Source organism: Elusimicrobium simillimum, assembly GCF_049639735.1.
GTDB classification, from domain to species: domain Bacteria; phylum Elusimicrobiota; class Elusimicrobia; order Elusimicrobiales; family Elusimicrobiaceae; genus Elusimicrobium; species Elusimicrobium simillimum.
The window spans coordinates 1027774-1052642 of sequence record NZ_JBEVVA010000003.1; the positions used below are offsets into that span (position 1 = coordinate 1027774).

Sequence of the window (24869 nt, forward strand, 5' to 3'; positions counted from 1 at the left end):
TTTGTTTTCTAACTATTACAATGTTGGGTAACACCTTTTTACATGCGGGTGGACATGGGCAAAATGTTAAAAAGCCCCACACCTTAAAAGAATATATAGAAAGAGGTAAGCAAGATAATGTTATGCTTGCCGGCAACAACAACAGTGGCGCTATTGTGGCAACAGGTATAGCCCTTGGCGTTGCTGTCAGGCTTGGCGGGCCTAAGCTGCTGGCAAAGCTAGACGCTTTTGCTGAAAATGCCTGTGCGGCTGATAATTATGTTAAACTCAGCGCGCAATTTAATAAAGAGGCTATGGAGTACGCTTTAAAAAATGATAAAGAGCTTTACAGACTTCTATCTTCCTTGCAGAAAAACAACGCTTCTTACACCACAACGATTGCGGCGGTAGAGGCTTTTGAAATTAAGAGGAATATAGAAATGGCGGATGCTTTTATGGCTGACAAAACCATAGGAAACTTTTATGGTTTTTTTAGTTATCTAAGAGAAACCGGGAAACTTAGAGAAATTATTAGAGAGCTTCCTTCCGGCAAAATTAATACTGCCGCTAAAGAATCAGCTTATATGATATTAGAGACGGCAGGCATATTAAACCCGAGTGAAACATACCGAATAAGGCGGTTTATATATAACCACGCCGGTAAAGCCGGCCCGGAAGCTTTGTTTGATGCATATATTAATGAACGCGTGATCAAATATGAGTTAAATACATTAAAGAGTGTTACCCCGGCAAAGGTTAAGTTTTACAGACTTTTTAAAAGGTTTTTTATAGTGGGCGCGTTGCTTACCGTGGCTGTCAGCGCGGACGCGGCCACCTCACAAAAAATTGAAAGAATAACAAATAATTTCAATTTAATTTTTGAGGCAGATGACCATACTATAGCTGTTATAGAAAAAGACAAAGAGTTTGCAGCGGTTATTAAAGCTATTTTGGACACCCGTCATGAAATAGCCATAGGTACAGAAGAGCAAAAAGAAGCCTACCGCAAAGAATATGAGGCCGCTAAAAAGGAAATTACCTTTAATCCAATGAGAGATAAGTTTTCTTCTTACGGTACTAAAACAGGCAGGTAAATTTTTACAATAAAAAGCGGCCCTCTTTTGTTAAGAGGGCCGCTTTTTATTTTTTGCTTAATACTGATATATCAAAAGCCCGCTTCTCAGCTTTGGCTCAAACCATGTGCTTTTGGGGGGCATTACCAGGCCCGCATCCGCCACTTTCATAAGTTCCTCCATGGAAGTGGGGTACATTGAGAATGCCACGGCATAACCAAGTGTGTCCACATATTTTTCCAGCTCAGCCGTGCCGCGTATGCCGCCTATAAAGTCTATGCGTTTGTCTGTCCTGGGGTCACCTATGCCCAGGAGGGGGGCAAGCACATTTTCCTGCAAAATGCTTACATCCAACCTTTTTATAGGGTCATCCTCGTGCACAATACCCGGCTTTGCGGCAAGCTTATACCACTGGCCTTTAAGATACATACCAAACTCATGGCGGCCTGACGGGTTTTTAACGTCAGTTTTTTCAACGTCAAAATGCTCTGACATTTTTGCCAAAAAGGACTCCTCCGTCATACCGTTTAAATCTTTAACCGCGCGGTTATAGTCCATAATATAAAGCTGGTCAGCGGGAAATATAACCGATAAGAAAAAATTGTAGCTTTCCAGCCCTGTATGCGACATATTGGCTTTCATGCGCTCTTGTGACACGTTATAAGCGCTGGCGGCCCTATGGTGGCCGTCGGCTATATATAAAGCGTCTACTTTTAAAAACTCGCCCTCAATTTTCTTAATTTCCGCTTCATCCGTTATGCGCCAAACAGTGTGTCTTACGCCGTCTTCCGCTGTAAAATCATATAAAGGCGTTGTTTTTGCTGTTTCCTGCAATATTTTGTCCAGCGGCTCATTATGCTTGTAAGCCAGGAAAATAGGCCCTGTGGTGGCGTTGAGTGTGTTTACGTGGCGGGTACGGTCAGCTTCTTTATCTTTTCTGGTAAACTCATGCTTTTTTATTTTACCCGCGCCATATTCAGCCGTGCTGGCCGCCGCCACAAAGCCGTACTGCGTGCGGCCGTTCATGGTTTGCGCGTAAACATAAAAGCAGGGTTTATCTTCTTTGGTAAAAATACCCTGGTCTATAAACCGTTTAAAGTTTTCTTTACCTTTGGCATAGACTTTGTCGTCGTAAAGGTCTGTGCCTTCAGGCAGGTCAATTTCCGGTTTGTCTATATGTAAGAACGACGCGGGGTTATCCTTAGCCATAGCCAGGGCTTCTTGCGTGCTCATTACGTCATAGGGTAAGGCGGCTGTTTTGGCCGGGTCTCCCGCGGGGCGTAACGCTTTAAAAGCTTTTACCGTAATCATTTGTTCACCTGGTGTAAAAACACTTTTTCTTTAACAAACTTGTCTATTATAAAAAGCGCAAGGTCAGACACGCTGTCCTGCGCCTGGTCTGTAGACGCGCCTATATGATGTGTGCCGTAAATATTGGGTTCTTGGCAAATTGGGTCTTTAAATTCCAAAGCGTCGGCCTTGGGCTCGTGTTCATACACGTCCAGGCCCGCCATAATGCCCTTTTCTTTACAGGCGGCAATAAGGTCGCCCTCCACAATAAGCCCGCCGCGGGAAGTGTTAATAATATACGCCCCCGGCTTCATGAGGTCAAAGAATTTTTTGTTATAAAACCCTTTGGTTTCAGGCGTGTTTGGTATGTGCAGGGTAATAATGTCCGCTTCTGCCGCTATTTTGTATACATCATTGTAAAGTGTAATACCGTATTCTTTAGCTGTTTCCGCCGTCATAGAACGGTCAAACCCTATTATGTTAAGGCCAAACGCTTTGGCCCTTTTGGCAACTTCTTTGCCAATATTACCCAGGCCTATTATACCTATTGTTCTGCCGTAAATACCTTTGGCTTTGCTGTATTTGGTTTTGTTCCATTTGCCCGCGCGCAGGTCGGCCACATTGTCGTAAATACGGCGGTCAAGCGCCAGTATAAGGCCCATGGCAAGCTCGGCCACCGCTATAGAATTGGTGCCCGGGCAGTTGCACACGGCGACGCCTTTAGAAGAAGCGTGGGCGGTGTCTATAGTATCATAGCCTGCGCCGGCGCGTATTACCATTTTAAGCGCGGCGCTTGCGTCTATGGTGGCGGCGTTTACCTTGGTGCTTCTTACTATAATAATATCAGGCTGGTAAGTTTTGGCTTCCTCACTCAAAGTTGTTTCGTCTAAAGAAGGGTTGCAGGCCACCTCATGTCCCTGTTCTTTTAACACCGTTATTTTTTTGTCGGGAAACTTATCCGCTATTAATATTTTCACTTTTATACCCCTTTTCTTAACTCTTTAACAACGTAGTCTATTGTTTTGGCCAGTTTTTCAAACTCACCCGTGCCGTTAATGTCAACAAACGGGAAGCACGCTATCCTGAGCGAGTTATCTTCCACGCCGGAATATTTGCTTATGCCGTCTTTCAGGCAGGCTTTGCCGCTTTGTTTAATGGCGTTAGAAATATCCGCGTCTTTAAGTTTAGAGTCAGTCACTCTAAGCGTTAAGGTAACGTAAGAGCGGTTGCCCTCGTTTTTAATTAAAGGCTCCAGGTAATCTGTTTTGGCGGCAAAGTCTATAAGATACTGCGCGTGTTTACGGCAAAGGGCGTCCATGCCTTTAATACCGCCGTTGGCCAGCATCCATTTGGCGGCGGCGTTGGCCATCCAAATATTAGTAGTGGAGGGGGTGTTAACCGTTTGGTATTTTTTTACCTTTTCCACCGCTTCGGCAAATTGCAATATGTAAGGTATTTCTCTGCCGCTTGCGGCTACTTCCGCCGCGCGGGCTACGGCGCGGGGGCTTAAAATAAGCACGCTTGACCCGCCGCCTGTGCCAAAACACTTTTGCATAGAAAATAACATTACGTCAAACTTGCCCACCGGTAAATCGCGCCCGCCCGCGCATGACGTGCAGTCCCACGCTATTAAGGTATCGGGCCCTTTAGATTTCCAGGCGTTTTCCAGGTATTCGTCCGATATTTGCACGCCCATGGAGGTTTCGTTAGGGGTTAACATAACAAGGCTGGCGTTAAAGTCCGGCAAGTCTTTAGGGAAGTACTCACCCTCGGCGGGTGATTTAAAATCTTTTTTAATATTTTTTGGTAAAGCGCCGCCTATTTTTTTACACCAGAGTTTAGAAAATGAGCCAAACGCCAGGCCTGAAATAGAGTCTTTAGTTAAATTCCAGGCCACAGCGTCCATAGCTGTTGTTGCGCCGCCGTGGTAAAAGATAAGTATGTAATCGTCCGGTATTTGTAAGAGTTTTTTAATATTGTCTGTAGCTTCTTTATAAAGGCCGTTTTGGGCAACGTCGCCCGCGCGGTGGGAGCGTTCAAACAATGTTTCACAAAGGGGAGTGTTTCTTATTTCAGGGTGGCCCTGGCTGGGGCCGCACGCGAAGGTAACTTCAGGTAAAATCTCTGCCGGTATGTTCATTATACTTACCTCTCTTATATATACATTTACGGTCTAAAGTAATAGTCGCAAATTTTTATGGCCTTGTAAAGTATAAAAAAGACCTGTGTAAATATAAAAAAACTCCCCGCTAAAAGCGGGGAGTTTTTTAAAAAGCGGGGTTTTTGGCTATATCAATTTTATGTTCTTTGCAAAACGCTTCCGCGTGCGGACATTTTGCCCAACAGCGCATAATTGGCTGCATATCTTCAAAGTCATACCACAAATAATATTCTAACTTTGGGTTTAGCCTTTTTATTAAAATCATTTTACAGGGCCCGGCGCTGTTATTTGCCGTAAGAGAGATATTAAACCTTTCTGAGGTATATGATATCGGGTTTTGAAAGCCCTCGGGGGGGCTTAAGTCTAAATCTTTTAGCGCGGTGGGACATTTGTCCCCATTTTTAAAATAGTATCTTGCGACGGAAGAGTTAAGCGCGTTTAAAATGCTTTGCGCTTCCGTCAGGTAAGCCGCTTCTTGTTCTATATCGTAACCGGGGCCTCTGCCTTTACATCCCACAACAGTTAATGCAAGTAAGGCAACAACCACGGCCGTCATAACAATGAATACACGTTTCATACCGCCTCCTTGCTAATGCTTATTATTAATATAAATGTAAAATATTAAAAAATCAAGGGGTAAAAATATTTTTTACGACGTGAAAAAGTATAAAATGTAAATTTCTCAGAAGATAAAAAAGAAAATCCCCGGTAGAAACCGGGGATTTTGTGTGGCTTAAAATATTTTATTGGAACATAGGGTCAATGCCGATTATCTGAGGCTCGGCGGTTTTGCTTGCGGTAATACCTTTGCCGGCAAGGACAGTCACTACTGAAGCTTTGAATAAAGTTTCATTTTCGGCCTGGTAAACGCGTAACATATGGTCGGCAAGGTCGCCGGGTTCAAATTCGCCAAGAGCTTTCTTGTAGTTGTTGTTTATAACCGTAAGGTTGTCTTCGTATTTCTGCGCAACGGTATTGAACGCGTTATTTACAATTTGTTCTTTAGAGAGGCCTCTTGCCATATCCACATCTGCCTGTGCTATAATTTGTTTCAAAAAAGCTTGGTTTTGGGCGGCTGTTACTGTGGGGATGGCTTCAATTTCTTTTAATAAATCATTAGCCATGGTAGCGATAATAGCCGATTCAATTTTGCTGTCAAGATCACCAGATTTTGATTTGATGATTGCAACATTGATATTTGTGGCAAATGTTTTTACTGATTTGAGCTTACCCGCGTATGAAGGATTTTTAATATTAAGGATAGCTAAACCGATTTTTCTGTATTCTTCTTTTATATAGCTGAGTTCTTCAGCTGATGTTGCGGCTTTTACTTCTTGTTTAGAAGCTTTTTGCTGCGCGGTCTGTTTGACCTGTTCTAATGACAACGCGGACGCCTGCATAGCCGCGCCGAGGGTAAATACTGTAAGTAATGCGATTGTTTTTTTCATTTTGAGTCTCCTTCTCAAATTAGCTTTAAAATTAGCTTCAAGTATATTCTATTAAATATGTAAAATATCATCCAGGGTCTTTAGACCCATAAGCAAATAGGTCTTAAGACCCAGATTTAAAAAATAGTTGACAGGTAAACTAAACTATACTACAATTTTATTTATAAAGACGCTTTAATATTAGGGAGAGTGTATGGCTACTTTTATTGGCATAGTATTGTTGGTGCCGTTATTTATACTGGCGGCGGTTTTTATAGCGCTGTTTGTGTCTATAGCGGATTTAAGGGGAAAAGTAAAAACCTTAGAAGAGCGTTTAAACGCAATTGGCGCCCCTGTGCCTAAGCAGGCTGTTAAAACTATGCCAGCCGCTCAGCCAAAACAAGCTGCGCCTGCGGCGCAGCAAACCCAGCCGGCCCCGCAGCCACAGCCTGAGCCAAAACCCGCTGAAGTTAAACCTGTACCTGTTGCTGCCGCAGCGGCCCCCAAACCAGCTATTGCGGCCGTTAAGGCAACGTCCGTGGCGGAACCGGTAAAAAAAGAGCCTCTTAACCTTGCCAAAATATTCGCCTGGACAGGCGGCTTTGCCTTATTTTTAGGCATGGTATTTTTTGTTAAATATTCTATAGAAAACAACCTTATAAGCGAAACAATGCGCGTAATTTCCAGCGGCCTTTTAGGCGCCGCCCTGCTTGCCGCCGGGTTTATAATGAAAGGCGAAAAGTACAAAATTACAGCCGATACATTCTGCGGCAGCGGCCTTGCCATAATGTACGCCGCCGCTTACGCCGCGCACAGTTTTTATAATCTTATACCCGTAAGCGCGGCATTCGTAATAATGGGCGTTATCTCCGTATCCTCATTCTATGTTGCTGTCAAAAAGGACGTTAAGTATATAGGTTACTTGGGCGTGGTAATAGCCTTCCTCGCGCCGATACTTTTAAGCACGGGTGTGGACAGGCCTTTTGTGTTGTTCGGCTTTCTGGGCATTGTTAACATAGCCGCTTTTGCCACCGGTGTTAAAAATGGCTGGAGCAGGCTTATACAATTTTGTCTTGGCGCTACTTTTCTTATGCAGTTTGGCTGGATGCTGGAGCACTATACACTTGCCAAAACAGTTACCATGGTGTGTATTTTTGCCGTATATGTGACGGTAGTAGGCCTGGCTTCTTACAGGTTTAAAGTTAAGGGGGGCAACGCTTATGTGTTGGCAAACCTCTCCTTCCCGCTTATGGCGGTGCTTACTAATATAGGCGCTATAAGTAATGTAAATATAGTGGAAATATTACTTTTTACTTTGCTTATAAATGTGCTTATGGCCGCGTTGTTTGTGCATAGACCAAAAGAAAACGCCACACCGTTCCAGATTGCCACCGGCGCCTCGGCCGCTATACTTATGTTGTGGACGCCGCAGGCGGGGCAGGCAGTACTTGCGCTTACCAGTTATCTTATTTTTACAATAATAAACGTAGGCATTTCTTACCTGTTTCCTAAAACAGACGAAGCGTTTAAAAACGGTAATAAAGTGGCGCTTGCCGTACCTTTCTTATTTATGATATCAATAGCCACATTTATGCTTGGCAATAATGTATTTACTGTTCTGCCATTTCTGTTTGTACTTGCGGCAATGGGCATATTTAACGCTATAAAATACGGTTATAAAGGCTGGCTGTACGCCTATGCCATAATGGCGGCGTGGGTGCTGCTGGCGTTTATATTGGAAGCCAAGAGTGATTTTGTTATTAATGTAAGTTTGGGCGCGTCTATAGTGTTGTCGCCTATGATGTTTATATTCACATTTTTCGCGCGTAAAACAGTAGTGGCTAAAGACATGCAAAATGTAAGCGTGGTTACCACTATTGTGCCTTTTCTTATGCTTGTGGCGGCGTTATTCCAGTTTGACGGACATGTGGGGACATTGTATTTTGTTTACTCTCTAGTTATAGCTTTGGTGGCGGCCGGATTTGCGCTTAAAGTGCGTAATTATGAGGCCGTTGCTGTTGGGGCGGTTGGCATGTTTGTAGTGCAGGCGGCGTATTATATTGATACGCACACTTCTTATATAGGCGCGAGCTTTTTTATATGGGTGTCTATAGCGGTTTTCATTTATGCATTACTGCCGTTTATTTGGATGAAGAAAGACGAAAACAAATACCTGTGGGCAACGGCGGCCTTGTTCCCGGCTGCGGCGTTTATACTGCTGTATATTAGCATAAAACGCCTGGTGCCGCAGTTCCACTTAAGTCTGCTTCCGGTATTATTTACGGCGTTCTTCGCGCCGGCGGCGGTTATTCTTTATAAAGCGGATAAAACTAAAAAAATGCGTCTTGGTTTTATAGGCGGGGCGGCATTGTTTTTTATTAACTGCTTCCTGCCGCTTGAGTTTAGCAAGAACTGGCTGACGATATCTTTGGCCTTGGAAGGCCTGGCGCTTGCGGGGCTGGCTAAATTTATTGATTATAAAACACTTGAGAAAGTGGCGTTCGCCGCGTTTGCCGCCGTGTTTATACGCCTGTGCTGCAACCCGTTTGTATTGGGCTATCACCCAACGGGCATAAAAATATTTAACTGGATGCTTGGTGCGTACGGCGTAAGCGCGTTAGCCATGTTTGGGGCGGATATGCTTTATACTAACGAGAAGCTTAAACGCATTACCAATTTGTTTGGCGTGGCCGCGCTGTTTGTACTTGTTAACCTGCAAATTGCGGACTGGTACTCCACCGGCAGGTATATGAACTTTGAGATTTTTGGCCGTTTTGCCGTTACGGTCTCGTATACTTTAGCGTGGGGTATATTTGGCACATTGCTGGTAGCGGCCGGGTTTATGCTTAACAGTAAATACGCGCGTTATATAGGCATTGCTCTTATAAGCGTGGCCAGCGGCAAGCTGTTTTTAAGCGATATTTGGTACCTGGAGACCTTGTACAGGGTAATAGCGTTGGTCGGCATGGCGGTGCTGCTTATAGGCGTATCGTTCGCATACCAAAAAGCCAAAAAGTCAATATAATTAATCTTTATATCTTGATACTTCTATATAATAATATTATTATATTAGACTATTAGGCGGTAAAGGAGAAAATATGAAAAAACTAATATTTTTAGCTTTTGTATTTATATTCGCAGCGCTGTGTAATGCGGAACCTACGGAACTTTTTAACAGTCGTATTACGGAAGGTGCGGAAAACAAAATGCAGTGGAATGCGTTTCAAAAAACAGCATCGCAAATTAGCGGTACTAAGGCTAATGTTGCTATGCATGAATTAGAAAAATCTAATTCTTATTTTAGTGAAATACATGTGTTGGTTACAGACGGCGCAACCCAATGCTATTTGCCTATGCTTTGGAATATAAGAACTATGAGTATTACCCATAATGATACAGAAATACGAGAGTTGCCGTTGACTGTTTTTGTAGAGCGGATAGCGCCCGATTCCAGAGCGGCAAAAATAAAAAAATGCGAACATAAAATATTTTCCGACACGGTTGTTTCTGCCGATGTGCGCAAATTTAGTGACGGAATGAAAGTAACCTCAAAAGTTGATTTTTTATTAAAGTTTATAAAAGACGGCGAAACTAAAAGTCTTAACTGCGGGGTTGAGTTTATATCTATAGACGGCAGAACCATATATACCCCGGATTGTAAACAAAGCGCAGATGTGAAGATTATGAAAACAGCCGGTATGGGATTTAGCTCTTAAAATTGCAAAACAATAAAAACCGCGGGAATTCCCGCGGTTTTTTATTTATAACTTTTTATATTTGTTATCATATTTAATATGAAAAAAATTTTAATTTTATTTGTTTTAGTTTTATTTGCCGCCGCCTGTAATGATAAGCTGCCTGAAGAAATGCAAGGCAGAGATATAAATGAACTGCTGTTGGAACAGGTGTATGAGGGCAACTTTAATTATGTTAAGTTTATACTTAAAAAAGGTGCGGACGTTAACCATAACCCCGGCGGCACCACGCCGCTTATAACAGCGGCAACCACACCCAATACTCACCCCGATATTTACAATTACCTTGTAAAAAAAGGGGGGGACCAGTTTGCTGAGGTTACCTTAACAAACGGGCTAAAGACCAGCGCTATTGAAATGCTGATGATGTTTGACCGCAAACCAATAATCCATAACCTTAAAGATAAAAAGCTTAACGGGCTGTATGTTTGGGCCGCTATAAGGGGCGATAACCTGGACGCGGTAAAATATTTTATTGATAAAGGCGTGCCTGTGGATATTTACCCTATGGCACAGTATCCGTTTACGCCGCTTTACTGGGCTTCTGGCTCTAACAACACTGAAATAGCCAAATATTTAATTGACCGCGGGGCAAATGTAAACGCCGTAGAAACCGGTTTTACTCCGCTTGCCGCGGCCGTAACAAATAAAAATATGGAGCTTATAAAATATCTTGTAGAGCACGGTGCCGATGTAAACCTGGGCGAGGGTAAGCCGCTGCCTTTTGCTATACTTAACAACGACTTGGAAGCCGTAAAATATTTAACTGAGCACGGCGCAAACCTTAACCCTAAAGTAGAAGAGGACGAGCCTACCCCGCTTGAACTTGCACAGCGCTATAACTACAAACAAATTGCCGCGTACCTAAAATCAAAGGGCGCTAAATAATATAAAAAATACTAAATTAAGGAGTTCCCATGAGAATAATAATAGTTGTATTTTTAATTAGTGTTGTACTGTTTGGCTTTGCCTGTAAAAACAAGCCTACTGTAGATATAAAAGATAAAGATATTAACCTGCTTCTTTTAGAAGAAGTTAAAAACGGTAATCTTACCAATGTTAAATATCTGGTAGAAAAAGGCGCGGATGTTAAGTATACGCTTGAAAGCGCTAACGACCTTATCTTAACCCCCGTAAACCCGGAGTACGAGGAAGAGATTTATTCATATTTTGTAGCCGATGAGGGCATATATGAAGCGGCTGTTGACCCGGAAGAATCTATGCAAAAATTTGAGCTTTTGCATACGCTTAATAAAGATTTTATTATAGACAGCCGCGGCGGTAACGCTAATGACAGCAAATATATTTGGCTGGCTATAAAAAAATACAATTTTAACGTAACCACTGATTTTGTAGAAAGGGGTGTTATGGCCGATGTATTTCAGTTTTTATACCCGCATTTTACGCCGCTTTATTTAGCCGCCGCGGATAATAATGCCGCTATAGCCAAATACCTTTACGGTCTTATAGCGCAACAAAAGGCTGAAGCGGAAAAGGAAATTAAAGCCTCTTACGGGGATTTCACCGTTACTTTTACATATAAGGAAGAAGATGACGGTACAGATTTTTCGCCATTAGTTTTTGTGGTGCTTCACAGGAATATGCCTTTGCTTAAATATCTTGTTGAAAACGGGGCGGATATTAACTTTGGCGTTTATAAACCGTTGGCTTTTGCCGTTACAGACGGCAACTTGGAGGCTGTTAAATATTTAGTTGAGCACGGCGCGGATGTTAACGCCAAGCACGGGCACAATGACACAACAGCGCTTGAGTTTGCGCAAAAGCATAATTACCCCGAGATTATAAACTATTTAAAAGAAAACGGCGCCCGCTAAATTTAACCCGCGTATTAATACGCGGGTTTTTATATGCCAAATATTATAAAATATAATTAATGACATTAGCAGAAACACTTTTTAACACATTTTCCGCCGGACGTACGCCTGACGAAAAACAAGATTTTAACGCTTCCAAAATGTATTCTTTATTAGAAGATCCCTTTGGCATGTGGTGTGATTACCACGCCCCGGCGGCCGAGGCCGTGCACGAAATTAACCGCTACGAAAACCTTAAAGTACGCACAGACCGTACCAATAAAGACAGTTGGATATCCCAGCACTACCCCAACACTGTTGTAATACGCTCACGCGATGAAGCGGAACGCTTTAAACTTACCTTACAAGCTATGGCTGACGGCGCGGATGCGATTGCGGGCGCGGTATTGTGGGATTTGCCTGATAACGTATACGGCAGCGCTAACCTGCTGGTTAAAGTTAACGGCGGGCAAAGCGAGTTTGGCGCTTACCACTACAAAATAGTACAGCTTAAAAGAGCGCATGATATTAAAGAACATTACTCGCTGCAGGTAACGCTTGTTAACAAAATTTTATGGCGTATACAGGGCGTTTTTCCGCCGTACGCCAAAGTTGTTTTAAACGGTAAAGAAGCGGATATTAACTGCATTTTCCTCTCAGAACGTTTGGAGGGGGAACTTGCAATATGGCGCACAATAAAAGACGGTTCTTTTGTGCCGGAGGCGCATAAGCCGCCTAAAGCCGCCGGTTCGCCGTGGCGCGTGTACGCAAACAAAGTTGTGTCTGAAAGCAAAAGCTTGCTAATGCTGCCGCACCTAAGCCCAAATATGCGCGATTATCTTAAAGAAGCGGGTTTTAAAAATACCGATGACGTAGCCAAGTCTGACCTGGCCACGCTGCGCACAATTTTAGAAGACCCTTGGGCTACCGAGACATACTATACTTCTGTGGCTTACCTGCATAATAAACCAGTGCTTAAAGAGGCCGGTATTTTTCCGCCTATCAAGAAAAAGCACAATCTTTACTTTGACTTTGAAGCTACCGAAACATTTACTAAAGATAATGAAAGTTTTATCTACCTTATAGGCCTGTGGGATGAGGAAGAAGATAAATTTGTAAGCTTTGTTGCCAAAAATAAAGATGAAGAGGAAAAGATTTTTGCCGACTTTTTTGATTATATCAAAGAACCTGAAGATACTATCCTTTACCACTGGACTGAGTATGAGGTAAAGAAAATGCGTTCTTTGGCCTCTAAATACCCCGCTATTGCCGCTAAGCTTAACGCTTTGGCCGATATGTGCCTGGACCTTAAAGTGCTTATAGCCAAGGCTTTTTACCTGCCCTCGCCCAGTTTATCTTTAAAAGCGGCGGCCCCGGCGTTTGGTTTTAGCTGGAGGCAGGGCGACTGCGGCGCTATGGACAGCATGGTGCATTATGTTAACTGGGTTAAAACAGGCAACCAGGAACTTATAGATAAGGTGCTTATGTATAACGAGGACGACTGTGTGGCCATGCTTTACCTTGAAAATAAACTTAGAGAGGCTGAAGTTATAGTGCCTTAGCTATTATTTTTATAAACTAAAAAGCCCCGGCGTTAGCCGGGGCTTTTTGTATTATATTTTTAGTTAACTTCGTAAATATAGTTGGTGTTTATTTTTTTAACTTCCTTTCCGCCGAGGGTATTTATACAGAAATCTCTGCCGCCCGCAGTCTGCCAGTCTACGCAGTATTTTTTACCGTCTCTTATCATAAGCACGTTTGTTTCGCCTTTAATGTCAAAGCCCAGTACGCGGTTTTTAAAGAACGCGTCACTATGGGTGCTGATATAATAGCAGTAGTTGCCCACTTTATAAGTGGACGTTTTAACACCGCTGGTGGAGCAGCCGTTTCTTTCCGAGTCAGGCAGTTCTATATCAAGCTTGTTTATATCGTCCGTGCGTTTTTTATTTTCTAAGTAATATCTGTAGTTAGCTTCTTCAAGCGCGCGCACGGTTATAAATATTTCCGCCGCTCTTGCTTTATCAACTGATTTGAGGTAATTAGGCACCGCTATGCCTGATAAAATGGCTATAATTAAAACCACAACCAGCATTTCCACCAGAGTAAAACCTTCTGCCTTCGCTATGCTACAGCATAATTTAAAATTTTTCATATTACACTCCTAAATTGTTTCTTAATTTAAATTATAATAAAAATATAACAAAAAAACTCCCCGCAGTTTACGCGGGGAGTTTTTTATTTGGAAGAAATTAAGTGTTTTTCTAACAATTGAACACATTTGAAGTAGGTGTCCGCCTGCCCGGCTAAAAATTCCTCGGCGGCGGGGCCTTGGGTGGTGGCGGCCAGGTCATAGCGGGCCTGGTAGTCTTTTTGCTGTAAAATTTCTTTTATAGTTTTACCGCCGTATTTTTTGTTTAAATCTAACTTTACTTTAGAATTTAAAATAATTTCCAATGCTTTATACGTGTCCCCGGCCAATGTATAGTTTAGTACGTATAATATGGGCTCCGCGTCTGTTAATGTGTTGGCCTGGGCAAAATCTAATCTTTTATCTTTTAGCAATATTTCCAATGTGTCAAAAAGCCTGTAGCGTATTACCTGTATAAGCAGCGTATTGCCCATAGCGCCGGAGCGGTTTAAAAGCTTGCCGCTAAATGACCGGTGCTTTAGCATGCGTTCCAACACGCCGTCGGGGTTATGTATAAAAGAAAGCGTGACAGGGGTGTTGTTTGGCGTTAAAAAAGAAGAGGGCGGCAAATCCTGCCTGTCTAAAATTATGTCTAAGCATTTATAACAGCGTTCCCCCGCCAGGTAAAGGGGGGAAATAGGGTTAAATTTTATAAAGGGTATAGTGGCACTTTGCCTGGCATTAAAATGTCTGCTTTTTGTGAGAGCCTTTAAGGTTAAAGGGTCATTATTATAAATGGCAACGTGCATTAAGGGCACGGCATGCATGGCGGTTTGTTTGCCCATAAATTTTAATTCACCAAAAGTGTCCAGCTTCGCGTTTACGTCTAAACCGGGGAAAAGTGATATCAGCCGCTCAGCTTCCTCTGCGTCTTTATTTATAACGGCCTGTTGCAGCTTTTGGTTTAATTGTTCCTCTGTGGCGGCCATTTGGGCGTATTTTGCTTTAAGCGCGGGTACTTGGGGCAGCTGCGCCTGGGCAAGAAACGGGGTTATGAGTACGGCTATTACAAAAAATCTTTTCATTTTCTTCTCCTATTTATATATAAATTTTAACTTTCTTTATAAAGAGCGGCAAGGGCCCAAAGGCCTATACGCGTCTGGGTCTTTTGGGTCAAATAAAAAACCTCCAAGGATTTGCCCTTGGAGGTTTTTGTAAATAAACTTATTTAACCAATTCTTTTATGCTCTGCGGTACATTAACGGCGGCTTTTAAAAGGAAGGGTTTTTTAACTACTTCTTTGGCAAAAGACTCGTCTCTAAGTTTGTTGCGGTAGTTTTTATCTTCAAAGATATAGGTGTATTTTGTATAAACGTCGTAGCGGTTTTCAAGTATGGCCACAATGTCTTCCACACCAACTAATTCTTCGTCCGTAGGAATAACAAAAGATTTTACCTTAGAAGAGTCCGTTGTTATGCATGACTCTGCGTTTTTGGTAACCGCGCTGAAGTTTCTGTCATGGTCATATTCCAGGCCCATGTACTGCATATCTTTAAGGGCTATCTCTCTTATAATAGGGCCGCGTTCGCCTACGCCCGCTGTCCATATAACGGCGTCCACTCTGCCTAAAGCGGCGGCGTACGCGCCTATGTATTTTTTAATGTGGTAAGATTCCATGTCTATGGCAAGCTGCGCTCTGGCGTCGCCCTTTTCAGCCGCTATTTCAATATCGCGTCTGTCTGCGCTTATGCCTGATACGGCCAGCACGCCTGACTTTTTGTTAAGCGTATTGTACATTTCGGCGGGCTGCATGCCTGTTTTTTCCATTACGTAAAAGCAGATTGACGGGTCAATATCGCCGCAGCGTGTGCCCATAATTAAACCTTCAAGCGGGGTAAGGCCCATGCTGGTGTCAAAACATTTACCGTCTTTAACGGCCGTTACGCTGGCGCCGTTGCCTATGTGACAGACTATAACGTTAACTTCGCTGGGCTTTTTGCCAAGCAGTACAGCCGCGCGTTTGGCGCAATATAAAACTGATGTGCCGTGAAAGCCGTATCTTCTTACCTTAAGGTCTTCGCTCCATTCATAGGGCAAAGCGTACCTGTAAACATGCTCAGGCATTGTCTGGTGGAAAGCTGTGTCCATAACGCAGATGTTTTTTACGCCCGGTATAATTTCCTGCGCGGCCTCAATACCCATAATGTGTGCGGGGTTGTGCAGGGGGCTAAATCAGAAATTTCTCTAAGTTCTTTCATTACTGCGTCGTCCACTACTACAGACTTGGCAAACTTGCCGCCGTGCACTATGCGGTGGCCTACCGCGCTTATTACTGAAACGTCTTTAATTACGCCGTACTCTGCGCTGGTAAGAGTGTCTACCACAAGTTTAACGGCTTCTTTGTGGGTTTTGCATTCTTGTTTGATTTCAACTTTATCTTTGCCCGGGCGCTCGTGCGTAATAACGCCGCCTTCCATAGTTACCCTTTCTACAAGGCCTGCCGCCAAGCTTTCTTTTTTTGCCCAGTCATAAACGCTGTAGCGTACAGATGAACTGCCGCAGTTTAAAAACAATATTATCATTTAACTATTTCTCCTAAGTATTTGAACACTTCAGTTGTGGAACAACAAAAATTGGTATTTTTACTCAAAATTTTTTGCTCAAAACACTAATATTATATCATATTGGCACAAGTAAAAAATTTGCGTGTAGGTACTTTTTTTACGCTTAAAAACTCTCTTATATTGCTAAAATATACTATCACTTCAGGATTAAGGGCTATGAAAAATTTATCAAAAAAATTAATAAAAAACGCCGATATTGTTGTTTTTAAGGTCGGTTCGTCACTAATTGTAGGGGCGGACGGGGAAATAAGGACGGATTGGATGGACTCCCTCGCCCAGGATATACGTGATTTGTATGAAGAGGGCAAAAGGGCTGTTATAGTATCCTCTGGTTCAATAGCGCTTGGCAGGACGATACTCGGCCTTGGCACGCAAAAGCTTACGCTGGCGCAAAAGCAGGCCGCCGCCGCTGTGGGCCAAATAAAATTATGCGAACTTTACAGGCAAATTTTAAAAATTAAAAAAATAAAAACGGGCCAGGTGCTGCTCACCCGTGATAACGCAATAAACCCCGTAACTTATAAAAACGCAGAAAGCACCTTAAGAAGCTTACTTCAAATGGGTGTTGTGGCAATAATCAATGAGAACGACACCGTATCAACTGAAGAAATAAAATTTGGCGATAATGACTACCTTGCCGCCATAGTAGCGCAAATGACATGCGCGGATATTTTAGTTTTACTTTCCGACATAGACGGCCTGTATACGGCTGACCCTAAAGAGAACAAAAAAGCAAAATTTATACCTTTGGTAAAAGAAGTTACGCCTGAAATTGAACTTATGGCGGGTACTAGTAAATCAGCCCTTGGCACAGGCGGCATGAAAAGCAAACTTGACGCCGCCAAACTATGCCTGGCCTTTGAATGCGATATGGTAATAGCGTGCGGTGCGCAACCTTACCCCTTACGCAGGTTAAAAAATGGGGAAAAGTGTACATGGTTTACTAAAGCGGGAGGAAAGGATGTCAGATAAAATAGCGCAGACTGTTACAGGTATTGCGGTAGCCGCGCGCGCATGCGCGCCGGCCCTTGCGGCTGCGTCTTCCGCCCAAAAGAACCAGGCTCTTATTGCCGCTGCTGACGCAATAAAATCAAAAATAAAACAAATTTTAACCGCTAACCAGGCGGACTTGGCCGCTTTGCCTGCCGATAGTCCCGTGTCTTTTAAAGAGAGGCTTACTCTTAATGAAGACCGAGTGCTGGCAATAGCAAAAGCGTTAAAAGATATTGCCGCTTTGCCGGACCCTGTGGGCAGAACATTGGCCCAATGGGATGTGAGCGCGAACGGTCTTAAGATTGAGCGTGTAGCGGTGCCGCTTGGCGTTATAGGCGTAATTTTTGAGTCCCGCCCCAATGTGGCGGCGGACGCCGGGGCGCTATGCCTAAAATCAGGCAATCCCGTTATTTTACGCGGCGGGGCGGATAGTTTGAATTCCTGCCAAGAGATAGTAAAATGCCTGCAATACGGCCTGGAACAGGCGGGGCTTAGTAAAGACTGTGTGCAGCTTATACCGCTTAAAGAAAGAGAGGCGGTGGACGAACTGTTAAGGCAAACTAAGTATATCGACGTTATTATCCCGCGCGGCGGCAAAAGTTTAGTGGAAAAGGTATCGCAAAGCGCTATTCCCACATTTAAACATCTTAACGGTATTTGCCATACTTACGTGCACGCTTCGGCAAAGCCTGATATGGCTGAGAATGTTGTGATAAACGCCAAAATGAGGCGCACCTCAATATGCGGCGCTACGGAAACGCTTTTGATAGATACGGGTTATGGTAAAGAAAATACCATTAACCTGCTTACAAAGTTAAAAGACGCCGGGTGCGAAATAAGAGCGGATGAAAATATTTTAGCTTTAATGCCCGGCCTAAAACCTGCCGTAAAGGAAGACTGGGACACAGAATATTTGGATTCTATTATATCAGCCAAAATAGTTTTAGGTGTAGAGGATGCTATAAGGCATATAGCGGCGCACAGCTCGTCCCATACAGAAGCTATTATTGCGGAAGACGCGGCGGCGGCGGAACTCTTTTTAAACACCGTTGACAGCGCGGTGGTAATGCACAACACCTCCACACAGTTTTGCGACGGGGGGAGTTTGGCATGGGCGCGGAAATAGGCATAGCCACAGGCCGCCTGCACGCGCGCGGCCCCGTAGGGTTGGAACAATTGTGCACGTTTAAATATAAAGTACGTTCCGACGGAAAAACAAGAGTTTAGGAGAAAATATGAACATTTTAATGATGGGCTGTGGTGAGATGGGCTTTGCGCTTTTGCAGTCTATGCTTTTAAACAAAAATATAAAAGCAGGCAGTATTACAATAGTAAAACCAAGCCCGCTTAAAACCAAAGTTAAAGGGGTTAAAGTTTTTAATAATATTGCCGCCTTACCCAAAAATTATCAACCGGATTTAATTATATACGCAGTTAAACCTGTGATAGTTGATGACGTTGCTAAAGAAACCAAACATTTGCTTAAAAAAGGCGGTTTGGCGTTGTCTATAGCTGCGGGTAAAACCATTGCGGATTTTCATAAGACGTTTGGTAAAACTACCGCTGTTGTACGCGCTATGCCCAATTTGCCCATATCCGTGGGAGAGGGGGTAACGGGGCTTTACGCCGCTAAAAACGTTACAGCGGCGCAAAAAAAGCTGTGTAATGAGCTGTTTAAACACTCTGGCCTTACGCTGTGGCTTAAAACAGAGGCGGGTATTAACAAGATTATAGCTGTGGCGGGTTCCAGCACCGCTTATGTTTACGCTTTTACAATAGCGTTAGAAAAGGCGGCTGTAAGCTATGGTTTTGATTCTAAGCTTTCGGCACATATCGCCGGCCAGGTTTTACGCGGGGCGGCGGCTTTGTTAAAAGAGTCAGGCTTAACGCCAGGGCAGTTAAATAAGAGCATAGCCACACCCGGCGGCAGCACGCAGGCCGCGTTGGATACTTTGGCTAAAGGTAACGCGCTTGATAAACTGGTAAAAAAAGCGGCAGACGCCGCAAAAAACAGATTTAAGTAAATATATCTGTATACAACAAAAGCCCCCGCAACGCGGGGGCTTTTGTATATTATTAATATTATTCACACATTAAAGCTACTTCTGTGTTTTTTCCATAGCCAAAATCTTTTGCCGTTGTGCAGGACTTAATATTATTTTGTGAGCACTGGACGCAATATTTAAGGTCTTCCTGGTTGTCTCGCATTTCTATACCAAGAGAGTACCCTTTTGTTGAGTTGCCATTATATGTATTTCTGTCTGCCATTACGGCGCAGTAGGCGGACTCGCAATATAAGGAATATTTAAAGTTTTTGGTTTCCTTTGTTTTATTGTTGTTTGAGGACGTGCCGGGAAGGTCTATGTCCAAATCGTCAAATGTGGGCGCAGTAGACGGCTTGCCGTGGGTTAAATTGTATCTTTCCATGGCGTCTTTCATATTTTTAAGCAGAATGTTAGCCTCGCTCATTCTTGACTTTTCCACCGCTTTGGTATACTGCGGTAATGCTATGGCCGCCAATATGCCTATAATTAAAACAACTACCAAAAGTTCTATTAATGTAAAACCCTTTCTCATATTATTCTCCTGTGATAAAAAAATATTTTTAGATTAATTTATTGTATAAAAAATCCCCTTAGAAAGGGGATTTTTTTATTTTTAGTTTTATATATTACGCTAGCGGTTCAGCCTCTGCCGCCGCTTGAACATGTGACTTTTACTTCGTTATCAAACCCTATGCCGCGGGCCATTTTACAAACGTCAACTTTATTTTCCGGGTATTTAGAGCAGGTTTTAGCCACCCCGTTTAGGGTAACAGTTAAAAAAAGATTATATTGCCTGCTAAAGTCAGTATTTTATATGCAGATAATTTTTCTTGTGTCTGTAAATCCGACATCTTTTGCTATAGGGCAAAGATTTTTCCCGCAATATCCGCATGCTTTTGAGGGTGCGGAACCGTCTGAAAATATTTGCATGCTTAAAGTGTATTGTAATTTAGCGTCTTTATCGCGCTTACTTGCGCTTACATAACACCAGGCGGAGGTGCATGATACTGAATAATAAAAATTTTTACCTTTAATAGTGTTTAATGTTATTTCTTCAGTGAATGTGCCCGGTATATCTATATCAAGATCTGTTATAAGAGGACTTTTAGTGGGAAAAGCGCCTTCTGCCAGTATATATCTCTCAAGAGAGTCACCAAGATTTTTAATAACTATGGCGGCTTCCGCCATGCGGGACTTTTCCACCGCTTTGGTATACTGCGGCAGCGCGATGGCCGCCAGTATACCTATAATTAATACTACAACAAGAAGTTCGATAAGAGTAAAACCCGCCGCGTTTATTATGCTGCGGCGTTGAAAAATTTTCATAAACTCTCCTTTAAACCTTATAACTTTATGGCCGGCCTGCTCTGCAAGCTGTTATATTTTTGACGGTGTCAAACCCCACATCTTTAGCTATCTTGCAAGTTGTAGAGGTATTTTCAGGACATTGGCCGCAAAATCTAGTAAAACTTCCGTCTGAAGATATATCAAACCCTATCAAATATCTTTTACTAACATCAGTAGTGCTTTTTGTAGCGGCTACCATACACACGGTGCCTGAGCAAGTTATACCATACATAAAATTTTTACCGCTAATGCTGTTGTCTGTGGAGGAATAAGTGCCCGGAACGTCTATGTCCAAGTCCGTTATAACAGGGGCTGTAGCGGGGAATGAGCCCTCGGCCAAAACCTGCCTGTCAAAAGAATCTTTAAGATTTTTTAATATTATAGCCGCTTCCACCAGGCGGGACTTTTCCACAGCTTTAGTATACTGAGGCAGCGCAATGGCCGCCAGTATCCCGATAATTAAGACCACAACGAGAAGCTCGATAAGAGTAAAACCTTTTTTCATAAGCATCCCCTATGTATACATTTATATACTTATACCAAGTATAAACAAAAACTCCCTTTTTACAAGGGAGTTTTTATCACTACAAATCAGCTTTGGGCATATACAACCCGGCGGCTCTGTCCTTCTTATAGTCCTGCTCCAGCTCCGCCCCCAGCATGTGCACGGGCACTTTGCCTATTGCAAACAATTTGTCGTGGAAGCGTGGCAGGCTGAATGTTTCGCCAAACAGGTTCTCAAACTTTTTACGCTGGGCTTTAATTTCCTCAAACGCAACCAGTTCCGCCACTTTTTGGCCGGGTTTAAAAGCAATGTGTTTTGTGTAGCGTTCGGCGTCTTCTTTATCCAAACCTTGTGAGTTTAAGAAAAGCACCGTTTCATCATAATCAAGTTCATTTGTATTAAACTTGATATCCGCCAGCGCTACCACCGCCCTGACATAATCATCATAAGCAAGTAAAAGGGCGTCGTCTTTTGTATTAAGATAACCTGTTTCATACGCCAAATGTTTAGCGTAGGCGGCCCAGCCGTCCACCATAGCGTCTGATGAAAGCACGCGGCGTATAGGTTTGGTTTCATAAGAATAAGAGTAGAACATTTGTCTGCCCGGTACAACAGATTCTGTTACCAGCAGTTTAATGCGCGACATATTAAAATTTCTTTTAATATGCGCGTTTCTTTCTTTGGCGTTATTAGGCGTATATATAAAGAGTGTGCCTATAAGGTTATGCTCCACGCCGTAAGGGGGGAGGAACAAAAACGACGGGTTTAAAAATGACGGGTATTTAGGCATGTGGTTAACAAATACCTTCATTTCAGACCCCGGCAAAACGGCGTTAAGGGCTTTGTTGGCGTTTTCAATTTCATCGCCTATCGTGGTAAGCAGGCGTTCGTATTTTGGCGCTGTGTTGTTTTTGGCGGCAAGTGTATAAAAATCACTTATTTTAACGGCGTCTTTACCTGTGAAAGCTTTTATCATAATGGCAAAATTATTTTTAGATTTTGCTAAAGCGGCTTCTGTCATTTTATTAAGGTCCGAGAGCGGCTTGTCAATATGAAGTTTATTTTTAAGCAATATTCTATACTCCGCATCGTTCTTTTTTGTCGGCTTGGCCGTTTTTTCAAGCGCTTTAATATAGTTAAAAAATTGGCGCAGCGCGGCGGATTCTTCCGCCATTATTCTGTCCAAGCGGGCGCGGTCTATGGCGTCATCCGCGTTTTTTCTAAGGAAGTTCTGGTAGTCTGACATTGACATAAAAGCGGCGTAAGCTTTGTTAACCGCAAGCGCGGCTTCTTGCTTATCAACCGTTTTAATATTGGTAACCCCGTCTATAAAGGTATCGGGAAGCATGGCAAGGCGGGGCTGCACGTCTTTAAATTGGCGCAGCGAGTTAATTTTTTTAAGCAGCAGGTCATACACGGCGTCCTGCGCTTCTAAGTAGTACATGGGGCTGGTGGAATTAAGGTTTTTGTTTAAAAGGTAGTTTTCGTAATCAACGGAACGTCTGATAATTTCATAATCTATTTTTTCGGCCGGGGTAAGTTTTTTATATTTTACCTTACCTATCATATTTTTTATATCGGCAAGGGCCTCGCGTCTTTTTTCATCTGTTTTGGTGGTGCGGTCATTAAGCTGCAGCCCCGATGTTTCCAACCCCGCTCTTGTGGCTTGCTCAGGGTAAAGAGAATCCAGCATGGTAAAATAAGAATTTGTAACTTCAAACAACGCGTACTTGCCCATAAGACTGTTAATTTCTTTATCCAAAGTCTGGGCGGGAACGCAAACGGCGCATAACATTAACGCCATAATAATATATAGTTTTTTCATAATAATCCCCAAAGGTAATATTTTCATACTTAGATTATGGCAAATTTTAGTAAGTTTTACAAAAGCAGTGTTGATTTGCTATAATAAATTATCTGAAACGGGCTATTAGCTCAGCTGGTAGAGCAGACGCCTCTTAAGCGTAAGGTCACAGGTTCGAACCCTGTATAGCCCATATCTAAATTTAAAAAATCCTACCTTCTTTAACCGGGTAGGATTATTAATCTAAAACAAAAGAGTAGGACGGATGGCGGAATTGGTATACGCGTACGGCTTAGGACCGTATGGAGCAATCCTTGAGGGTTCAAGTCCCTCTCCGTCCATTTACCTTAATAGGAGACAAAAAAATGTCTATTTTCACAAAGGCTGACGCTAAAGAAGTAAAAGCCAAAATTGTAAGCAAAGAAGGCTGCGAGATTAAATTATCCATAGAAGCGGACGCCAAGCTTGTAAACAAATGTTTTGAAGACGCCACCGTACAGGTGCAAAGCCGCGCCCAGATGCAGGGCTTCCGCGCCGGTAAAGTGCCGCTGGCTCTTGTTAAACAAAACTTCCCCTCGCATATTAAGGAAAGAGCTATAGATTTTGTTATCCGCGCCAGCGTTGCCCAGGCTCTTGAATCTGAAAACTTGAACCCGGTTACCGTGCCTACTCTTACTAAAGCTGATTTTAATACGCTTGAAGAAAACAAACCGTTTTCCTTTGAATGCTTAGTTGAAATCGCCCCTGAATTTGAACCTAAAGACTACACCGGCATGAAAATAACCAAAAAGGCCGAAACCGTAACAGATGCCGAAGTGGACGCCAGAATAGCGGAAATACTTGAACACAATTCCCGCCTTGAAGATGACGCTGACGCCACGGTTAAAGCAGACAGCTTTGCCGTAGTAGGTTACGACGCTATTAAAAACGGCGAAAAAGATTTTAAACTTTCCGCCGACAGCGAACTTATAGACATGTCCACTCCGCAGACGGTTGAAGGCTTGGCGGACGCTATTAAAGGCGCTAAAAAAGGCGATGTAAAAGAATTTAAAAATAAAGTAGGCGATGACGAAGTTACCTTTAAAGTAACCGTGCAGGAAGTAAAAAAGAAAATCGCACCCGCGTTAGACGAAGCTTTTGCCAAAGACATGGGTTTTGACACAATAGACGCTTTAAAAGCTAAAGTAAAAGAAACCATGAGCCACGACGCCAAAGCCGGCGCGGAGAGAGACGTTGTTACCCAGATTGAAAACCAGCTGGTTGAAAAGAATAATATCGACCTGCCCAAAGGTTTGGTAGAAGAACAGCTTGGCAACAGCGTGGAATCTTTCTTACAGCGCTATGGCGGCGCGGCCTCAGGCATTACACCTGAACAGAAAAAGGATTTAGCCGAAAGAATGAGACCCAATGTTGAAAAAGACCTCAGAATAGGCTACATTGTGCATGCTATCGCTAAAAAAGAAGCGCTTGAAGCTACCGACGCTGATTGGCAGGCCGAGCTTGATAAATCTTTAGCTGAAAACGATAAAAAAGAAGAAAAAAGAATAAAATCTTTCTTTACCGACCGCAAAGACCACGTGTTAGCGACATTAACGGAAAGAAAAGTATTTGACTTCTTAAAAGAAAAAGCTGTTTCTTAGCGCTTGCTCAAAGGCAATTTGCCTTGTAAACGTTGTTGGGCCGGGAGCAGAAGGTTCTACGCGCAACGTTGGGCGGGCAAGATAAATTAAAACACTCTTAAAAACTAAGGCCGTTTTAAGTTATACTTAGATAAGCTATTAGTTTTTAACCTCAGGGGGCGGATGAAAATCCGCCCCTGTTTTTATTGCGTAAAAATCCCCCGGCTACGCCTGGGGAATTAACATTACCGCGCATGCAGTGTGCTTGGATAAACGCTCTTTGCACTCCTAACCTTTCTCAGGAT

At 43.0% G+C, this 24869-nt stretch carries 20 protein-coding genes, 2 tRNA genes and 2 pseudogenes; 12 read left to right on the forward strand and 12 right to left on the reverse strand.

All coding sequences use genetic code 11. The features are described from left to right. Nucleotides 1-20: 20 nt before the first annotated feature. On the forward strand, nucleotides 21-1073 hold the full coding sequence (locus AAIR98_RS05655) for a hypothetical protein (RefSeq protein WP_423971230.1): 1053 nt from the start codon (nucleotides 21-23) through the stop codon (nucleotides 1071-1073). Nucleotides 1074-1130: 57 nt separating this feature from the next. Here the strand turns inward: AAIR98_RS05655 and AAIR98_RS05660 are convergent, their stop codons facing one another. The 5 genes from AAIR98_RS05660 to AAIR98_RS05680 all read right to left on the reverse strand — a co-directional run bounded on the left by AAIR98_RS05660 (nucleotide 1131) and on the right by AAIR98_RS05680 (nucleotide 5951). Continuing rightward, nucleotides 1131-2363, reverse strand: a complete 1233-nt coding sequence (locus tag AAIR98_RS05660) for a DUF1015 domain-containing protein (protein ID WP_423971231.1) — start codon at nucleotides 2361-2363, stop codon at nucleotides 1131-1133. Further along, complete coding sequence (locus AAIR98_RS05665; RefSeq protein WP_423971232.1) at nucleotides 2360-3319, reverse strand: NAD(P)-dependent oxidoreductase; 960 nt, start codon at nucleotides 3317-3319, stop codon at nucleotides 2360-2362. The genes AAIR98_RS05660 and AAIR98_RS05665 overlap by 4 nt, the downstream gene beginning before the upstream one ends. Before the next feature lie 2 nt (nucleotides 3320-3321). After that, complete coding sequence (locus AAIR98_RS05670; RefSeq protein WP_423971233.1) at nucleotides 3322-4482, reverse strand: aminotransferase class V-fold PLP-dependent enzyme; 1161 nt, start codon at nucleotides 4480-4482, stop codon at nucleotides 3322-3324. A 127-nt stretch (nucleotides 4483-4609) separates the two neighbouring features. Continuing rightward, nucleotides 4610-5080: a hypothetical protein gene (locus AAIR98_RS05675; protein WP_423971234.1), complete on the reverse strand. Its 471-nt coding sequence runs from the start codon at nucleotides 5078-5080 to the stop codon at nucleotides 4610-4612. Between the two features lie 166 nt (nucleotides 5081-5246). Then, complete coding sequence (locus AAIR98_RS05680) at nucleotides 5247-5951, reverse strand: hypothetical protein (RefSeq protein ID WP_423971235.1); 705 nt, start codon at nucleotides 5949-5951, stop codon at nucleotides 5247-5249. A 193-nt stretch (nucleotides 5952-6144) separates the two neighbouring features. On the opposite strand from AAIR98_RS05680, the gene AAIR98_RS05685 reads away from it, so the two are divergent. The 5 genes from AAIR98_RS05685 to AAIR98_RS05705 all read left to right on the forward strand — a co-directional run bounded on the left by AAIR98_RS05685 (nucleotide 6145) and on the right by AAIR98_RS05705 (nucleotide 13061). After that, nucleotides 6145-8955 (forward strand): DUF2339 domain-containing protein, encoded by a 2811-nt coding sequence (locus AAIR98_RS05685; protein WP_423971236.1) that lies wholly within the window; start codon nucleotides 6145-6147, stop codon nucleotides 8953-8955. A gap of 73 nt (nucleotides 8956-9028) precedes the next feature. Beyond that, nucleotides 9029-9646, forward strand: coding sequence for a hypothetical protein (locus AAIR98_RS05690; RefSeq protein ID WP_423971237.1), 618 nt, complete (start codon nucleotides 9029-9031; stop codon nucleotides 9644-9646). A gap of 78 nt (nucleotides 9647-9724) precedes the next feature. Further along, nucleotides 9725-10573 carry an ankyrin repeat domain-containing protein gene (locus AAIR98_RS05695; RefSeq protein WP_423971238.1) on the forward strand — a complete coding sequence of 283 codons (849 nt, stop codon included), beginning with the start codon at nucleotides 9725-9727 and terminating at the stop codon, nucleotides 10571-10573. A gap of 29 nt (nucleotides 10574-10602) precedes the next feature. Further along, nucleotides 10603-11520, forward strand: coding sequence for an ankyrin repeat domain-containing protein (locus tag AAIR98_RS05700; protein WP_423971239.1), 918 nt, complete (start codon nucleotides 10603-10605; stop codon nucleotides 11518-11520). A gap of 59 nt (nucleotides 11521-11579) precedes the next feature. Continuing rightward, on the forward strand, nucleotides 11580-13061 hold the full coding sequence (locus AAIR98_RS05705; protein ID WP_423971240.1) for a TM0106 family RecB-like putative nuclease: 1482 nt from the start codon (nucleotides 11580-11582) through the stop codon (nucleotides 13059-13061). Between the two features lie 59 nt (nucleotides 13062-13120). On the opposite strand, the gene AAIR98_RS05710 is transcribed toward AAIR98_RS05705, so the two are convergent. The 3 genes and pseudogenes from AAIR98_RS05710 to AAIR98_RS05720 all read right to left on the reverse strand — a co-directional run. Continuing rightward, nucleotides 13121-13651: a type IV pilin protein gene (locus tag AAIR98_RS05710; RefSeq protein ID WP_423971241.1), complete on the reverse strand. Its 531-nt coding sequence runs from the start codon at nucleotides 13649-13651 to the stop codon at nucleotides 13121-13123. Nucleotides 13652-13734: 83 nt separating this feature from the next. After that, nucleotides 13735-14712 (reverse strand): hypothetical protein, encoded by a 978-nt coding sequence (locus AAIR98_RS05715; protein WP_423971242.1) that lies wholly within the window; start codon nucleotides 14710-14712, stop codon nucleotides 13735-13737. A 367-nt stretch (nucleotides 14713-15079) separates the two neighbouring features. Continuing rightward, nucleotides 15080-16209, reverse strand: a pseudogene (locus AAIR98_RS05720) (acetate kinase); the annotation flags it as partial. 198 nt (nucleotides 16210-16407) lie between these two features. Here AAIR98_RS05720 and proB point away from each other — a divergent pair. The 3 genes and pseudogenes from proB (at nucleotide 16408) to AAIR98_RS05735 (ending at nucleotide 19268) form a co-directional block, all read left to right on the forward strand. Continuing rightward, nucleotides 16408-17223, forward strand: a complete 816-nt coding sequence (gene proB / locus AAIR98_RS05725; protein WP_423971243.1) for a glutamate 5-kinase — start codon at nucleotides 16408-16410, stop codon at nucleotides 17221-17223. Then, a pseudogene (locus AAIR98_RS05730) lies at nucleotides 17213-18471 on the forward strand (glutamate-5-semialdehyde dehydrogenase). Before proB ends, AAIR98_RS05730 begins: the two are co-directional and overlap by 11 nt. An 8-nt stretch (nucleotides 18472-18479) precedes the next feature. Then, nucleotides 18480-19268 carry a pyrroline-5-carboxylate reductase family protein gene (locus AAIR98_RS05735; RefSeq protein WP_423971244.1) on the forward strand — a complete coding sequence of 263 codons (789 nt, stop codon included), beginning with the start codon at nucleotides 18480-18482 and terminating at the stop codon, nucleotides 19266-19268. Between the two features lie 58 nt (nucleotides 19269-19326). Here the strand turns inward: AAIR98_RS05735 and AAIR98_RS05740 are convergent, their stop codons facing one another. The 4 genes from AAIR98_RS05740 to AAIR98_RS05755 form a co-directional block, all read right to left on the reverse strand. After that, complete coding sequence (locus AAIR98_RS05740; protein ID WP_423971245.1) at nucleotides 19327-19821, reverse strand: type IV pilin protein; 495 nt, start codon at nucleotides 19819-19821, stop codon at nucleotides 19327-19329. 278 nt (nucleotides 19822-20099) lie between these two features. Next, nucleotides 20100-20615: a type IV pilin protein gene (locus tag AAIR98_RS05745; protein WP_423971246.1), complete on the reverse strand. Its 516-nt coding sequence runs from the start codon at nucleotides 20613-20615 to the stop codon at nucleotides 20100-20102. A 25-nt stretch (nucleotides 20616-20640) separates the two neighbouring features. Next, a complete protein-coding gene (locus AAIR98_RS05750) occupies nucleotides 20641-21141 on the reverse strand; it encodes a type IV pilin protein (protein ID WP_423971247.1) in 501 nt (166 codons plus the stop codon). Nucleotides 21142-21220: 79 nt separating this feature from the next. Continuing rightward, complete coding sequence (locus AAIR98_RS05755; protein ID WP_423971248.1) at nucleotides 21221-22966, reverse strand: DUF885 family protein; 1746 nt, start codon at nucleotides 22964-22966, stop codon at nucleotides 21221-21223. Nucleotides 22967-23065: 99 nt separating this feature from the next. On the opposite strand from AAIR98_RS05755, the gene AAIR98_RS05760 reads away from it, so the two are divergent. The 3 genes from AAIR98_RS05760 (at nucleotide 23066) to tig (ending at nucleotide 24585) form a co-directional block, all read left to right on the forward strand. Next, nucleotides 23066-23138, forward strand: a tRNA-Lys gene (locus AAIR98_RS05760). 66 nt (nucleotides 23139-23204) lie between these two features. Then, nucleotides 23205-23286, forward strand: a tRNA-Leu gene (locus tag AAIR98_RS05765). A 24-nt stretch (nucleotides 23287-23310) separates the two neighbouring features. Next, nucleotides 23311-24585 (forward strand): trigger factor, encoded by a 1275-nt coding sequence (gene tig / locus AAIR98_RS05770; RefSeq protein WP_423971249.1) that lies wholly within the window; start codon nucleotides 23311-23313, stop codon nucleotides 24583-24585. Nucleotides 24586-24869: the final 284 nt, after the last annotated feature.